The sequence below is a fragment of the Halopelagius longus genome (assembly GCF_900100875.1).
GTDB classification, from domain to species: Archaea; Halobacteriota; Halobacteria; order Halobacteriales; family Haloferacaceae; genus Halopelagius; species Halopelagius longus.
This window is the reverse complement of sequence record NZ_FNKQ01000003.1, coordinates 268,805-283,542: the sequence shown is the minus strand read 5'-3', so window position 1 is coordinate 283,542 and position 14,738 is coordinate 268,805. Positions and strand designations below refer to the sequence as shown.

At 68.5% G+C, this 14,738-nt stretch carries 9 protein-coding genes; 2 read left to right on the top strand and 7 right to left on the bottom strand.

Features of this window, described 5'->3' with window-relative positions; translation table 11 throughout:
- Positions 1–18: 18 nt before the first annotated feature.
- The 6 genes from BLS11_RS12105 to mutS form a co-directional block, all read right to left on the bottom strand.
- A complete protein-coding gene (locus tag BLS11_RS12105; RefSeq protein WP_092537799.1) occupies positions 19–1,428 on the bottom strand; it encodes a dihydrolipoyl dehydrogenase family protein in 1,410 nt (469 codons plus the stop codon).
- 147 nt (positions 1,429–1,575) lie between these two features.
- Complete coding sequence (locus BLS11_RS12100) at positions 1,576–2,862, bottom strand: PGF-CTERM sorting domain-containing protein (protein ID WP_175454445.1); 1,287 nt, start codon at positions 2,860–2,862, stop codon at positions 1,576–1,578.
- Between the two features lie 116 nt (positions 2,863–2,978).
- The gene (gene kdgK1, locus BLS11_RS12095) at positions 2,979–3,941 is read right to left on the bottom strand and encodes a bifunctional 2-dehydro-3-deoxygluconokinase/2-dehydro-3-deoxygalactonokinase (RefSeq protein ID WP_092537797.1); all 963 of its coding nucleotides are present in this window, start codon (positions 3,939–3,941) and stop codon (positions 2,979–2,981) included.
- A gap of 58 nt (positions 3,942–3,999) precedes the next feature.
- A complete protein-coding gene (mutL, locus tag BLS11_RS12090) occupies positions 4,000–6,297 on the bottom strand; it encodes a DNA mismatch repair endonuclease MutL (RefSeq protein ID WP_175454467.1) in 2,298 nt (765 codons plus the stop codon).
- Between the two features lie 62 nt (positions 6,298–6,359).
- A complete protein-coding gene (locus BLS11_RS12085; protein ID WP_092537793.1) occupies positions 6,360–6,764 on the bottom strand; it encodes an NUDIX hydrolase in 405 nt (134 codons plus the stop codon).
- Positions 6,761–9,523, bottom strand: coding sequence for a DNA mismatch repair protein MutS (gene mutS / locus BLS11_RS12080; protein WP_092537791.1), 2,763 nt, complete (start codon positions 9,521–9,523; stop codon positions 6,761–6,763). Before mutS ends, BLS11_RS12085 begins: the two co-directional genes overlap by 4 nt.
- A gap of 469 nt (positions 9,524–9,992) precedes the next feature.
- Here mutS and BLS11_RS12075 point away from each other — a divergent pair, with 469 nt between their 5' ends.
- Together BLS11_RS12075 and BLS11_RS12070 are read left to right on the top strand one after the other, a co-directional pair.
- Positions 9,993–11,156 (top strand): ABC transporter substrate-binding protein, encoded by a 1,164-nt coding sequence (locus tag BLS11_RS12075; protein WP_258555517.1) that lies wholly within the window; start codon positions 9,993–9,995, stop codon positions 11,154–11,156.
- Positions 11,153–13,591: a methyl-accepting chemotaxis protein gene (locus BLS11_RS12070; protein WP_092537789.1), complete on the top strand. Its 2,439-nt coding sequence runs from the start codon at positions 11,153–11,155 to the stop codon at positions 13,589–13,591. The genes BLS11_RS12075 and BLS11_RS12070 overlap by 4 nt, the downstream gene beginning before the upstream one ends.
- A gap of 57 nt (positions 13,592–13,648) precedes the next feature.
- Here the strand turns inward: BLS11_RS12070 and BLS11_RS12065 are convergent, their stop codons facing one another.
- Complete coding sequence (locus BLS11_RS12065; protein ID WP_092537787.1) at positions 13,649–14,584, bottom strand: formate/nitrite transporter family protein; 936 nt, start codon at positions 14,582–14,584, stop codon at positions 13,649–13,651.
- Between the last annotated feature and the right edge of the window lie 154 nt (positions 14,585–14,738).

Genomic DNA, 14,738 nt, shown 5'->3' with positions numbered 1-14,738 from the left:
CGGCCGTCGCGCCGGGGGTCACGCCCGCTCTACTTTCTCGGCCGCCTCTCGAATCAGCCCGTCGAGAATCTCCGGCGTCGTCGGATGGTACGCCCTGTCGGGAATCGTCCGGACGTCCATCCCGCGTTCGACCACCACCTGCATCGTCTTCGCCATCGCGTCGGCGTGGTAGTGCAACCCCTGATAGCCGAGGACGGTGCCGTCGGTTCCGGCCACGAGCGTCGCCCGCCCGCGGGGTGCGGCTTTCGTCTTGAACACGCCGTCGTCGGACGCCTCCCTGCGAGCGACCACGTGATCGAGGCCCGCCGCCGCCGCGGACGCCTCCGAGTGGCCGACCCTGGCGTACGGGTAGACGGACGCCCCGGAGAAGACGACGTGGTGGTGGACGTTCTCGTACGCTTCGAGCGATTCGCCGCGGAGGTCCGCGAGGATGTTCTCCGCGACGAGGTACCCCTGCTCCTTGGCGACGTGGAGGATGGGCTCTTTGCCGTTCGCGTCGCCCGGGACGAACACGCGCGGGTCGTCCACCGACCGCATCGTCTCCGTCACCGACTTCGGTCCGACGGACAGTCCGGCGCGTTCGAGGCCGAGTCCCCGGGCGTTCGGTCGCCGCCCCGTGAAGCAGAACAACCCCTCGGCGTCCACCGCGGACCGCCCGCCGTCCGGCCCTTCGACGTGCAGTCGCACGCCCTCGTCGGTCGGTTCGACCCGCGTTTCGTACGTCTCCGTCAGCACCTCGATGCCGAACTCCTCGCGGTACATCGACAGTATCTCGTCGCCGAAGGCGGGGTCCGCCTCGTCCAACGGCCGTTCGTCGTGTTCGACGACGGTCACGTCCACCCCCGCCTCCGCGAGGTACGGCGCGAGTTCCACGCCGACGAAGCCGAACCCCATCACGACGGCGGAGTCGGGCAACTCCGTGGCGTCTAACGTGTCCGCGCTCCCGTAGTACTCCACTTCGTCCATGCCGGGGATGTCGGGGACGACGGGTTCCGACCCCGTGGCGACGACGACGTAGTCCGCTTCGATCCTGTCGTCGCCGACGCGAAGCGTCCGTTCGCCGACGAACTCCGCGCGTTCGTGGCGGAACTCGACTCCGGGGCGGTCGGCCATCTCGTGGACCGCGCCGCGGCGGTGCGCCGCGAAGTCGGAGACGTGTTCGTCCTTCCGTTCGACGATTCGTTCGAGGTCCATCTCCGGCGGGTCGCCGACGAGTCTGTCGTCGTGTCGCGCCTCGTACCTGTGGGCCGCCGCCGACAGCACCTCCTTCGACGGCATGCACCCCCGGAGGATGCAGAGTCCCCCGCCCGGTTCGCCGTCGTCCGCCAGCGTCAGGCGGTCGATGTCCTCGCCCACCGCGTCGAGCAACCCCTCCGCGGCGGCGACGCCGGCGCTTCCGTACGCGCCCACGACGAGTACGTGCGTCATACTGACACAGTGGCGCGCGGACGGATAGTGGTTCGGGAGAACCGAGGAGTTCGAAAGAACGAGTAGCGGTTCGGGGGGCTCAGACCCTCCCGGGCGGTTCGTCACGACTTCGGGACGCCTCCGGTGCGGTCCGGGGCGTCTCGGACGTTACCGGCGGAGGGCGGCGAGTGCCGCACCGAGGAGTGCGACGACGGAGACGGCCGCGCCGAATCCGGGCGCGGACGTGGACGACGTCTCCTCACCGTGGTCGGTCTCGGACGCGTCGGACGACTCCGTCGTCTCGGAGGCGTCGGTCGTCTCCTCGGAGGCGTCGGTCGATTCGTCCGTAGCCGTGGCGGCGGCCGTCTCGGTCTCGCTCGACGTTTCGGTGGCCGTCTCGGTCGTCTCGTTCTCCGACTGCATCGTCACGGTGCGCTCGGAGAAGTGGTTGAGCGCCACGTACACGTCGGTCTGACCCTCCGCGCTGGCGTCGGCGGACTCGTTCGCGACGAGGAACGCCGACCGCTCGCCGTCGTTCGCCGCGGACGCCAGTTCCGCGTAGGTGGAGGCTTCCGCGGCCGCTTCACCGTCCACGGAGACGTTCAGGTCGCCCGAGGAGTTCACCACGGCGTCGGAGACGCTGGTGAGCACCACGGTGCCGTTGTGGACGGGTCGATCGACGGTCATGGTGACGCTCTCGTCGGAACTCTCCTCGAACTCGACGGTGGTGTTCGAACCGTAGTTCACCACGTCGGTCGTCCGGGAGCCGTTCCGTTCGTCGACGTACACCTGCGCCGTCGCGGTTCCGTTGGCGATGAACGCTTCGGCGCGTTCGTCGCTCTCGGAGCGCTCTCCGGCGTACGCGCGGAAGACGACGCGGCCGTCCTCCTCGACCTGCGCGCTCACGTCGCCGTCGTCGGTGACGTTCACGGAAGCGTTCCCGACGGCGACGAACACGCCCGTCGAGTTGTCGCGTTCGACGACGACGCGGGAGTCGCCCTCGGCGGACGCCGTCGCGCCGTCGCTGACGTTCGCGCGGACGACCTGCGTCCCGTTACCGCTCTCGACGACGAGGCTCCCCTTCGGGTTGTCGTGCGCCCGGAGGGTCGCGCCGCTTTCGGTTTCGACGGTGGCGTTCGCCTCCGCCGTCGTCGTCACGGAGACGGCGCTTCCGCCGGCGTCCGCCTCAACCGAGAGCGAGGCTTCGCCGTCGAGGCCGGTGCTACCGGACGATTCGGACTCGCTCGCCGCTTCGACGCGGAGCGAATCCATCATCACCGCGCCGTCGACGCTGTAGTTCGTCACCGCGTTCGACTCGGTGTCGAAGGCGACGTGCGTTCCGGCGTACGCCGACGCCGAACTCTCCTGTGCTTCGGTCGCCGTCGCGGCGCCCGCGGCGGGCGCGACTGCGGCGACGACGAGCATCGCTGCCAACACCACTGCTACGCGTTTCATTGCGTTTCGGCCCACAATCGCCACTCACTGATATTCTTTGCGGATGACTTGTGAAAGAGTTCAGAGAAAGCGGCGACTAATTTAGAAAAATTACGATAATTCGGCTGAATCCGGGCTCATCTGGATATCCCGCCGGCCTCCCGTTGGACGACGGCGTCCACCTCCTCGGGCGAGATGACGGCCAAGTCGCCGTTGATGGTGCGTTTCAGCGAGGCGGTGGCGGAGCCGTATTCGAGCGCTTCGCCCACGCCGCCGCCGTCGAGTCGCTTCGCGAGGAACCCGCCGACGAAGGCGTCGCCCGTGCCGATGGCGTCCACCGTCTCCGCGCGGTAGACGTCCTGTTCGAACACCGTGCCCTCGTGGAGGGCGACGGACCCGTTCTCGCCGCGGGTGACGACCACCGTCTCGAACCCGAAGTCGTCGGCGAGTCCGCGGGCGAGTTCGGTCGCCTCGCCCTCGCGTTCGAGCACCGACCGCACGTCGCGTTCCGCCGCGACGAGGACGTCGATGGCCGGGAACAGCGACTCGAACTCCTCGCGCGCCTCCGCGGGCGACCAGAGCTTCGACCGGTAGTTCAGGTCGAACACCGTCGTCGTGGACTCGCCGTCCTGCGCGGCGGCGAGGACGCGTTCCGTGGTGGCCGAAAGCGTCTCCGAGAGGGCGGGGGTGATTCCGCTCGTGTAGAACACCTCGGAGTTGCGAATCGCGCCCAACGGGAGTTCCTCCGGTACCGTCGTCGTCACGGCGGAGTCGGCCCGGTCGTAGATGACGTCGGTGCCGCGGGGTTCGGTCCCGGGTTCGAGGTAGTAGGTGCCGATGCGCGACTCTGCGGGGTCGTCCCAGACGATGCCGGTCCGGACGCCGTGACTCCGAAGTTCCGAGACGACGCGCCGGCCCAGCGAGGAGTCCGGCAGTTTCGACAACCACACCGCGTCCACGCCGAGACGCGCGGCGGCCACGGCGACGTTACTCTCCGCGCCGCCGGCTTGGACGTCGAGCGTGCGGGTCCGTTCCAATCGCTCGCCGTGCGGCGGCGACAACCGAAGCATCGTCTCCCCGAACGTGACGAGGTCGCTCATAAATCACCGTTCATCGGACCGGTACATAAGTTCGGGAGGTCTGCCCGACGGACGGGGGCTACTCCGCCCGCCGTCCGCCGTGACCGGGGTAGTCTCGCTCGAAGCGGTCGCCGATCTCCTCGCGGTCGAACTCGATGACCACCGGCCGCCCGTGCGGACAGGCGTAGGGGTTCTCGCAGTCGTCGAGCGCCGAGAGCAGGTCGACGACGGACCCCTCGGTGAGCGAGGTGTTGCCCGTCACGGAGGGGTAACACGCCAGGTCGGCCAGCAGTTCGTCCGCCACGTTCGCCACCGTCTCGCGCCCGCCGTCGTCGCCCTCGGCGACGAACGCCGTCAGGGCGTCTCGGAGCAGTTCCGGGTCCAACGCCGACGCGAACACCGCGGGGACGCTCCGAACCTCGACGGTTCGCTCGCCCGTCCGTTCGGCGCGGAAGCCGACGTCCGCGAGGGCGTCGCGGTACTCCGAGAAGAGGGCCGCCTCCCGCGCGGTCAGTTCGAGTTCAACCGGGTCCGCCAGCGTCTGCGTCGCCACGTCGCCGTCCAGTTCGGCCCGCAGACGCTCGTAGTTCACCCGCTCGTCGGCGGCGTGTTGGTCCACGAGGACGAGGCCCTCCGCAGTCTCCGCGACGATGTACGTGTCGTGCAGTTGCCCGAGGACGCGCATCGACGGTAGACTGTCGAACTCGGGTTCCAGCGACGCCTCGCCGCCGCCCAAGTCCCGTTGCACCGTCGGTCCCTCGACGCCGCCGAACTCCGTCCGGGGTCGGGGTGTCGAAGAACGCGATTCGGTATCGAGGGCGTCGTCCCCGCCGGACGGGCCGACGTTCGAGTGCGATACGTCCCGCCCCGTCGGCGACGACGCCGGGCGGCCGGACCCGCGCTTCGACCGACCGCCCCCGTCGTCCGACGCGGTTCCGGATCCGGTCGAGACTGTCCACGCGTCGTCGTCGCTCGGGTCCGTCCGACCGGCCGTCGAGGGGGTCTCCGCGGCGTCGGCGGTGCGGTCCGCCGAGTCGGTCCATCCGCCGTCGTCGTCGAGGGAGTCGTCCCCGCCGGTCGACCCGTCTCCCGTCCCGTCCGCCGCCTCGGCGACGCCCTCGAACGACGCCTGCGTCGAGTCGTCGGCCCGGTTCGATTCCGGACCGTCCGCGGCGGACGCAGACCCCGCGTCGCTCCCGGTGTGCGTCGACCGTCCGGCGTCCCCGTCGAGCGAACGGGAACGCGAACGCGTCGTCCGTCCGCCGGACGATTCGGGTTGGGGGCTGTGTCCCGCGCCGCCGGTCACCTCCTCGGTCGGCGACTCCGGCGAGACGGCGGTTTCGTCCGGCGCGGACCGCCCCCGCGGCGCGGACGTTCGAATCAGCCCTTCCTCCAAGAGCGCGGACCGTACGGCCTCCTCGACGGCGTCTTTCACCGCGCTCTCGTCGTCGAACCGCACCTCCATCTTCCGGGGGTGGACGTTGACGTCTATCGCGTCCGCCGGAAGGTCCACGAAAAGCACCGCGAAGGGGTAGCGGTCCGAGGCGAGTTGCCCGCCGTAGGCGTCGAGGACGGACTCCCGGAGGACGCGCGCGGTGACGTACCGGCCGTTGACGAACGTCGAGAGGTACTCGCGGGTGCTCCGGGTCGTCTCGGGGTGACTGACGAGTCCCGACACCGACGCTATCGGCCCCGCCTCGGGTTCGTGTTCGACGCGAATCATCGACTCCGCGACTTCGCGGCCGTACACGGAGAGCACCGTCGATTCGAGGCTCCCGCGGCCTTCGGTGGCGAACACCTCCCTGTCGTCGTGTTCCAGGGAGATGGCCACGTCGGGGTTCGCCAACGCGTAGTGGGTGACGACGGTGTTGACGTGGTCGAACTCCGTCGCCGTCGTCTTCAGGAACTTCCGCCGCGCGGGCGTGTTGTAGAACAGGTCTTCGACTTCCACGACGGTTCCCTCCGGACACCCCGCCGGGCGCACGTCGGTCACCTCGCCGCCTTCGACGCGGAGTTCCGTCCCCGCCTCGCCGCCCTGCGGTTTCGTCCGGATGGTCGTCCGCGACACCGCCGTAATCGTGTGCAACGCCTCGCCGCGGAAGCCGAGGGTACCGACCCCGGACTCCAAGTCGTCGATGTCGGCTATCTTGCTCGTCGTGTGCTCCTCGACTGCGAGTTGCACCTCCGATTCGGTCATGCCGCGCCCGTCGTCGCGGACGCGGACGCCCTCGGTGCCGCCCGAGTCCACGGCGACGGAGACGCGACTCGCGCCCGCGTCGAGGCTGTTCTCGACGAGTTCCTTCACGACGGAGGCGGGACGCTCGACCACCTCGCCCGCCGCGATCTGTCGTATCGTGCGGTCGTCGAGGGCCGTGATGGTCGGTGCGTCCGCCTCCGTCCGGTCGGTGCCGTCCCCGTCCGTCTCCGTTTCTCTGTCGCTCACTGGTCGTGTTCCTCTAGTGCGCGCCTAACAGCCTTTCCCTGCGCGTCGCTGAGACGCTTGGCGGCGTTCCGCGGCGACATCCACTCGAAGTCGGTGTGCTCGTGGCTGAGCGACACCTCCGTCTCGGGGGTCAGACAGTGGTAGTAGACGCCGAACCGCCCGTCGTCGTCGTCGTTGCGCCACGAGATGGCGTGGACCGGTCGGCGCACGTCGACGTCCAGACCGGTCTCTTCCTTTATCTCGCGGTAGACGCCGTCGATGGCGTCCTCCTGCGCGCCGAGTCGCCCGCCGGGGAGTTCCCACCCGCCGTCGGTGGCGCGCTTGACGACGAGAACGTCGTCCTGCGGGCCGAACAGCACCCCGCGGAGACTCACCGTGGCGCAGAGCGGTCGTTCGGTCACGCTCCGTCACCGCCGAGTCGGTCCTGCCACTCCTGTACTCGTTGCATCAGTTCCAGCGGTGACGTCTGGTTCACGTCCGTCGATTCGAGTTCGTCGAGTATCGCTTCCATCTCGGGGTCCATGGTTTCTCCTGTCTTGCGCTCTTCTCCCACTGCGGCGTCGCCGGACGCCGTCCGGCCGCCCGCCGAACTCCCTTCGGCGCTTCCGTTCGACGGCGACCCCTCTCGAGACGGCGTCCGACCGCCGTCGCCCGCCGTCGCGGACTCGGAGTCGCCGTTCGCCGCGGCGAACTGGCCGGACGAGAGGTCGAAGACGGCCTGCACGGGGCCGCTTCGGCCGCTTCCCTTCGCCTCGATGGCCTTCTCCTCGCGCAACTTCTCTAACACCTCGTCGGCGCGCCCCACCACCGGGCCGGGGACGCCGGCGAGTTCCGCGACGTGAATCCCGTACGAACGGTCCGTCGGGCCCTCCTCGACCGTCCGCAGGAACGTCACGTCTCCGTCTCGTTCCTCCGCGGCGACGTGGACGTTTGCCACGCGTTCGAGATGGTCGGCCAACGATGTAAGTTCATGGTAGTGGGTGGCGAACAGCGTTTTGGCTCGCACCTCGTTGTGGAGATACTCCGTGGCCGCCCACGCGATGGAGATGCCGTCGTACGTCGCCGTCCCGCGGCCCACCTCGTCTAAGATGACCAGCGACTCTTCCGTCGCGGAGTGGAGGATGTTCGAAAGCTCCTGCATCTCGACCATGAACGTCGAGCGACCCTGCGCGAGTTCGTCCAGCGCGCCGACGCGGGTGTAGATACCGTCCACGAGGCCGATTTCGGCGTCGCGCGCGGGGACGAAACTCCCCACCTGCGCCAACAGGACGATGAGCGCCACCTGCCGCATGTACGTGGACTTCCCCGACATGTTCGGCCCGGTGACGATGAGGAAGCCGCGTTCCTCGTCCATGTGAAGGTCGTTCGGGACGAACTCGGTGGTGCGTTCGACGACGGGGTGTCGCCCGGCGTCGATGCGGAGGGGACCGGACGGCGAGAGCGTCGGGCGCGTCCAGTCGTTGCCGGCGGCGTGGACGGCCAGCGACGCCAACACGTCCACCTCCGCCAGCGTCCGCCCCACGTCCTGCAGGAGTTCCGCGCGGGCGGCCACCCGTTCGCGCAGTTCGCAGAAGAGGTCGTACTCTACGTCGCCGCGCGTCTCCTCCAAGCGGAGTATCGTCCGCTCTTTCTCCTCTAACTCCTCCGTGACGAACCGCTTTGAGTTCTTCAGCGTCTTTATCTCGCGGTAGTGCTCCGGCACCCGGTCTGCGACGGACTTGCCGACTTGGATGTAGTAGCCGTCCGTCTTGTTGCGGTCCACCGTCACGTGCGAGAGGCCGTGCTGGCGCTTCTCCCTCTCGGCGAGGGTGTCTATCCACTCTTCTGCGGACTCGTGGCGGTCGATGAGTTCGTCGAGTTCGTCGTCGTACCCGCGCTTGAACAGGCCGCCCTGCGTCACCGTCTTCGGGGGGTCCTCCGCGAGTGCGGCTTCGAGTTCCTCGCGGACGTCGGCGGCCGCCTCCCTGTCGGGTCGGGCCACCACGTCCGCGAGGGGCGAGTCGGCGAGGCGACTCCCCTCTATCGCCTCCGCGAGTTCCGGGAGGACCGCGAGGGTGTCGCGGACGGCCAAGAGGTCCGACGCGTCGGCGCTTCCGGACGCCGCGCGGGCGGCGAGTCGTTCGAGGTCGTACGCGCCGTCTAAGGCGTCGCGGACGCGTTCGCGCGCCAACGCCTCGGCGGCGAGGGCCTCCACGCAGTCGAGGCGGCGGCGGAGTTCCTCGGTGTCGCGGCGGGGACGCGTCACCCACTCCCGCAGGAGGCGGCCGCCGGGACTCGTGACGGTGTGGTCGATGGCGTCCACGAGCGTCCCTTTTCGCTCGCCGTGCATCGTCTCCGTCAGTTCGAGGTTCCGCTGTGTCGTCGCGTCGAGTTCGAGGTGGTCGCGCGTCTCGTACGTCTGCAGGCGCGTCATCGACTGGAGGACGCCCGCGCCCGTCTCCTCGACGTACCGCAGGACGCCGCCCGCGGCCCGAACCGCGAGGTCGGACTCCAAGCCGACGCTTTCGAGCGTCTCGCGGCCGAACTGCTCTCGGACGACGTGCTTCGACCGGCCGGGCGCGAACGCCTCCGCCTCGAAGAGAGACAGGGAGGCGTCGGTCCCCTCCCGGAGGCGGCGGAGGAACTCGTCGTCGCTCCGAACGGTCGGCCCGGGGAGTATCTCGACGGGCGCGAAGCGGTACAGTTCCGAGTGGGCGGCGTCGGCGTCCTCGGCCTCGGTCACGAAGAACCGGCCGGTGGTCACGTCGGCGAACGCGAGGCCGACGCCCGCCTCGGTTCCGGCGTCGTCCGACACGACGGCGGCGATGTACCGCGCGTCGTCGTCCGTCGTCTCCAGTAGCGTCCCGGGGGTGACGACGCGCGTCACCTCCCGGTAGTGGCCGCCGGAGTCGTCCTCGAACTGGTCGGCGACGGCCACCCGGTAGCCGCGTTCGACCAGCGCTTTCAGGTACGGTGTCAGGTCGTCGAGGGGGACCCCCGCCATCGGGTACGACGACCCGTGGGAGGACTTCTGTGAGACCTTCAGGTCGAGTTCCTCGCCGACCAACTCGGCGTCGTCGGCGAAGAACTCGTAGAAGTCGCCGCACTGCATCGTCAGGAGGTCCGCGTCCGTCTCGGACTTGAGAGAGAGAAACTCCCCGACGATTCCCTGCGAAGTCATATCCGAAGGTGGGGGTTCAGGCGGATAAAACGCTGTGGTCCCGGGGTTCGACACCCTCCCCCATCTCCCGGGCGAGTCGCCGGACGCCCCGACGACGCCGACGGCGCGCGCGGTAAAAATTGCGGCGAGACGCTCCGAGACCCCCGTCGGCGAACCGCCGTCGAGCACTCTCGTTATCATCGCTGATAGTAAACTCGGCCGGGATTTCTTTCACGAACGATTCAACGAGGGCGAAAATCGACGGACGGAAGCGGGGCGATCGATTCATCTCGTTCGGCTGTCACCTCCGCGGAAGTTTAATTCGCAGTTCCGATATTCGTTTTTATGGCTAAACGTTATCAACAGATGTACGTTCCGGGGAGCTAACGTGAAGTCAGATATCTCTACACGGAGCGACGGTACGACGTCGCGGCGGCGTTTCCTCGCCGCCGGCGTCGGCACCCTCGGACTCGGTACGTTCGGCGGGTGTCTGAGCTCGGTTCGGGGAGACGGCCGGGACCCGGTCAAGTTCGGGATGGTCGCTCCCCTGAGCGGGTCGCTCGAACGTATCGGGACGCACTGCAAGCGCGCGGTCGAACAGGCCGTCGCCGACGTGAACGACGCGGGCGGCGTCCTCGACCGGCCGGTCGAACTCGTGGTCGTAGACAGCGGTGCCAGCGCCGAAACCGCGGTCTCCGAGTACGAGTCCATGCGCGGGGAGGGCGTAGTCGGCTTCGTCGGCGGCCTCGTCAGCGACGTGTCGATAGCCCTCGCGCCGAAAGCGGCGGAGGACGGACTCATGGAGGTCAGCCCCGCGAGTACCAGCCCCTCGCTGACCGGGGCCGGGGTGAACGGCGACCGCACCTTCTTCGGTCGGACCATCCCCAGCGACCTCCTCCAGTCTGTCGTCATGGCGAAGGCGCTCGACGACCCGCGGTACGTCGACGCCGACCGCGTTTCGCTCGTCTACATCGACAACGCGTACGGGAGCGGACTCGCGGAGGCGCTTCACGAGAACCTCTCCGCGTCCGTCGCCGCGGATGTCGCGTACGATCCTTCGGCGGACGACTTCGCTCCCGTCGTCGAGGAAGCGTTCGCCGACGACCCCGACGCGGTCGGATTCGTCAGCGCGTCCGGACAGGAGAAGGGCGTCCTCGACGCCTACGACGCCTCCGACTACGAAGCGCCGTGGGTGTTCTCGACGGGGATGCTCTCCGGCGACCTTCCCTCCTACTACGAGGGGTTCTACAGCGCGTCGCTGTCGTCGGTCCGGACGAACGGCTACCTCACTCTGACGAAGAAGCTCTCCGAACTCGACCCCATCGCGCCGTACGCCGTCAACGGCTACGACGCGCTGATGCTCATGGCCGCCGCGGCGGAGCACGCAGGCGAAGCCGCGGGGCCGGCCATCGCCGACTCGATTCGGGCGGTGTCCGGCGGAACGGGTCACACGTTCTCGGTCGGCGAGTTCGACCGCGCACGGGCGCTTCTGGACGCCGGTCGCGACGTGAACTATCAGGGCGCCGCGAGCGGCGTCGACCTGAACGCCGACCTCGAACCGCTCAGCCCCTACGTCGTCGAACGCGTCACGGACGGCGGGGTGGAACAGCTCGAACTCATCCAGAAGGGGTACTTCGGGGGTGACGGCCAGTGAGCGACGGGTCTCGAGGCGTCGTCTCGCGCCTCCTCGGCACGTTCGAACGCCTCCTGCCGAACGTGATTCGCCGGCGGTACGCCGCGAAGTTCGGACTCGTCCTCCTCGTCATCGTCGTCCTCATCGCGGCGGCGGGGACGTTCATCCACCTCGACACGAAGGCGTCGGTCGAACAGCAGACCGAATCGCAGATTCGCGGCGTCGCCGACACTGAAGCCCGGGCCGTCGCGGAGTGGGTCTCGAAGAAGCGCTCGACCGCCTCCTTGCTCGCGGGGTCGCTCTCCGAACGCGGCGCGAACACCACCGACGCGGAGAACGAACGGTGGCTCGAACAGAAACTCATCGAGATGCCGAGCGACGTTCGAGCGATTCACTACGTCAACGCCGACACGGGGAACGTCGCCGCCAGCACGACGGACAGCCTCGGCGGGACCGGACTCTCCGGCCACGACGCGCCGTGGGCCTCCGACGCCGGGTCGTTCCTCGAAACCACCGACACGACGGTGACGAGTCCGTACTCGCTCGACGGCGAACCGGTCGTCGCGTTCGTCGCGCCCGTCTCGGGGCAGGACGGGTTCGTCGTCCTCACCGCGTCGCTCCGAGAGCGCTCCTACCAGTTCAAATCGCCCATCGCGACGGGCGACACGAAGGTCGTAGACGCCGAGGGCACCATCCTGATGGACAGCAGGAACCAGAACCTGCTCGACGCGTACGAACCCCTCGGCGGGGGGAACGTGACCGCTATCGAGTCGGGACTCCACGGTAACGCGGGCTACCACGTCGTCGGCGCGCGCACCGGCATGGAGTCCGGCGAGTACGCCATGGCGTACTCCCCCGTCGTCGGAACCGACTGGGTGCTGACCTACCACGTTCCGAAGGAGCGCGCGTTCGCGCTCCAGTCGCAGGTGACGACTAACCTCGAACTCCTCGTCGGACTCGCACTCGCGGCCCTCCTGCTGGTGGGTGCGACGCTCGGTCGGGGCACCGCGAAGTCGCTCTCGACCATCGCCGCGAGCGCCGACGCCATCGCGGGCGGCGACTTGGACGTCGACGTACCCGAGACCCACCGCATCGACGAGATGGGTCGGCTCTACGACTCGTTCGACTCGATGAGCGACTACCTCGACACCGTCGCGGGGCAGACCGAAGCGCTCGCGGAGAAGGACTTCGACGACCCGGTCCTCGACGAGGAGGTGCCGGGGACGTTCGGCGAGTCGCTCTCGCGCACGCAGACCGAACTCGAAGGCCTCATCACGGAACTCGAACGGAAGGCCGAGGAGTTCGGCGACGTGATGGCGTCGGCGGCCGAGGGCGACCTGACTCGCCGGATGGCCGTCGACGGCGACAACGAGTCGATGAACGGCGTCGCGCGGTCGTTCAACGAGATGATGGTCGAACTGGAAGCGACCATCGCGGAGGTGTCGCAGTTCGCCGAGACGGTCGCCGCCGCCAGCGAGGAAGTGACCGCGAGCGCTCAGGAGATAGAGCGCGCGAGCCAAGAGGTGAGCGAATCGACGCAGCTGATGGCCGAGGGGGCCGACGAGCAACAACAACACCTCGAACAGACCGCCACGGAGACGAGCAACCTCTCTGCGACCATCGAGGAAGTCGCCTCGTCGGCCTCGGAGCTGTCCGAGACGGCCGAGAACACGGAAGCCGCGAGCGACGAGGGGCGCGAGGCGGCCGAGACGGCCCTCGATACGATGTCCGAAATCGAGCGACAGACCGTCGAGACGGTCGAACACATCGAGGACCTCGAAGACGACATGAGCCGCATCGGCGACATCGTCGAACTCATCTCCAGCATCGCGGAGCAGACGAACATCCTCGCGCTCAACGCCAACATCGAGGCGGCGCGGGCGGGCGAGGCCGGCGAAGGGTTCGCCGTCGTCGCCGAGGAGGTCAAATCGCTCGCCGAGGAGACCCAAGAGTCCGCACAGGAGATAGAGGAGACCATCGACACGGTCCAAGAGAAGTCCGCCGACGCCTTAGAGGAGGTTCACGGCGCGCGGGAGGCCGTAGACGAGGGCGTCGAAGCGGTCGAACACGCCCACTCCTCGCTCGACGACATCGTGACGAACGTCGAGGAGACGACGGAGGGCGTCGCGGAGATAAGCCGCACGACCGACGAGCAGGCGGCCTCCACCGAGGAAGTCGCCTCGATGATGGACCGGGTGACCGACCTCAGCAACGAGGCGGCCGACCGGGCGCAGAACGTCGCCGCCGCCGCCGAGGAGCAGTCGTCGTCGCTCTCTGAGGTGTCCGACGGCACGGAGGAACTCGCCTCGCAGTCCGAGCGCCTCATGTCGCTCGTCGCGCAGTTCACCGTCGGTAGCGACGCGGCGACGGGCGCGGCGGCGGGCGACGACGGGTCGCCGTCGCCGACCCCCCCCGACGCCGACCGGACGCCCACCGTCACCGACGGCGGCGAGTAAGCTCCGGTCGCTCGCGTTTCCGCTCTCGTTTTCTCCGCTTCTGTCTCTCCTCCCGCGTCAGTCGTCGTCCTCGACGCGCCCGGTGTGACGCTCGAACAACCACTCTCGGAGGGAGAGCCGACGCCGCCGGTTCTCGTCGGGGAATCGGTGTTCGGTCTGGCCGAAGTTCAGCAGGGTGACCAGCACCACCCCGCCGAGGGTGTTGCCGACGAGCACCGGAAGCGGAAACTGGACGAGGGCCGTGAGAAGTCCCAGTTCGCCGGCGAAGACGACGTAGACGGCGTCGGTGAAGCTGACGACGATGTGGTTCAGCCCCGTCGCGGGGATGGTGAAGATGACGAGGTACACGAGGACGACGCGGGAGATTGAGTCCCGAACCGCGTGTTCGAGCCACACCATCCCGGCGACCAACCACCCCGCGAACATCCCCTTGAACACGAGGTCCCACCACGCCGTCTCGACGCCCTTGGTGCCGATATCGACAGCGGCCGTCGCCGCCGCCGAGGAGAACACCCCGGTGTTCGCCAAGACGAACGCGCCGACGGCCCCGCCGGTGAGGTTCCCCGCGAGGACGAACACCCAGACGCGGAGGACCGACGGAACGCTCGTCACGCGGGTCAACGCCAGCGTGACGGGCGTGAGCGTGTTCTCCGTGTAGAGTTGGTACCGTCCGATGATGATGTAGACGAAGCCGACCGGATACAGGAGGGGAGCGAGCAGTCCGGCGGCGTCGATACCCTCCGCCGCCGCCGTCATCGACGCGTAGAAGAAGAAGGTGAGCGTGATGGCGAACCCCGCGGCGAGACCGCTGAGGAAAAGTCTCGTCGCCGACGCTCCGACTTCCTCGTCGGCGGTGGCGACCACGCGCTGGAATATTTCGTCAGTCGAGAAGCGGTCCCTGACCGCGCCGCCCACCGCGGGGGCACCGCTTCGGGAACGGTCGGCCGTATCTCTGACCGCGCTGTCGTCGCGCCCTCGGTCGCGAGAACTCATCCTGTACCCGTCCGGTCGCACGCGGCGCGTATCAAAACTGGCCCGTCCGCCCCGCGGCGGGTCCCTCGAATGCCCGAACTCGAACGCCGATACCGAGACGATAAATCGGCCGTTCCGGTCGCACGACTCCCCTTCTCGCCGGTCGTGAATTATC

What these genes read in the sequence shown, in the direction of transcription:
- BLS11_RS12105 (WP_092537799.1), bottom strand. Translation starts at nt 1,428, where the DNA reads ATGACGCACGTACTCGTCGTGGGCGCGTACGGAAGCGCCGGCGTCGCC.
- BLS11_RS12100 (WP_175454445.1), bottom strand. Translation starts at nt 2,862, where the DNA reads ATGAAACGCGTAGCAGTGGTGTTGGCAGCGATGCTCGTCGTCGCCGCA.
- kdgK1 (WP_092537797.1), bottom strand. Translation starts at nt 3,941, where the DNA reads ATGAGCGACCTCGTCACGTTCGGGGAGACGATGCTTCGGTTGTCGCCG.
- mutS (WP_092537791.1), bottom strand. Translation starts at nt 9,523, where the DNA reads ATGACTTCGCAGGGAATCGTCGGGGAGTTTCTCTCTCTCAAGTCCGAG.
- BLS11_RS12065 (WP_092537787.1), bottom strand. Translation starts at nt 14,584, where the DNA reads ATGAGTTCTCGCGACCGAGGGCGCGACGACAGCGCGGTCAGAGATACG.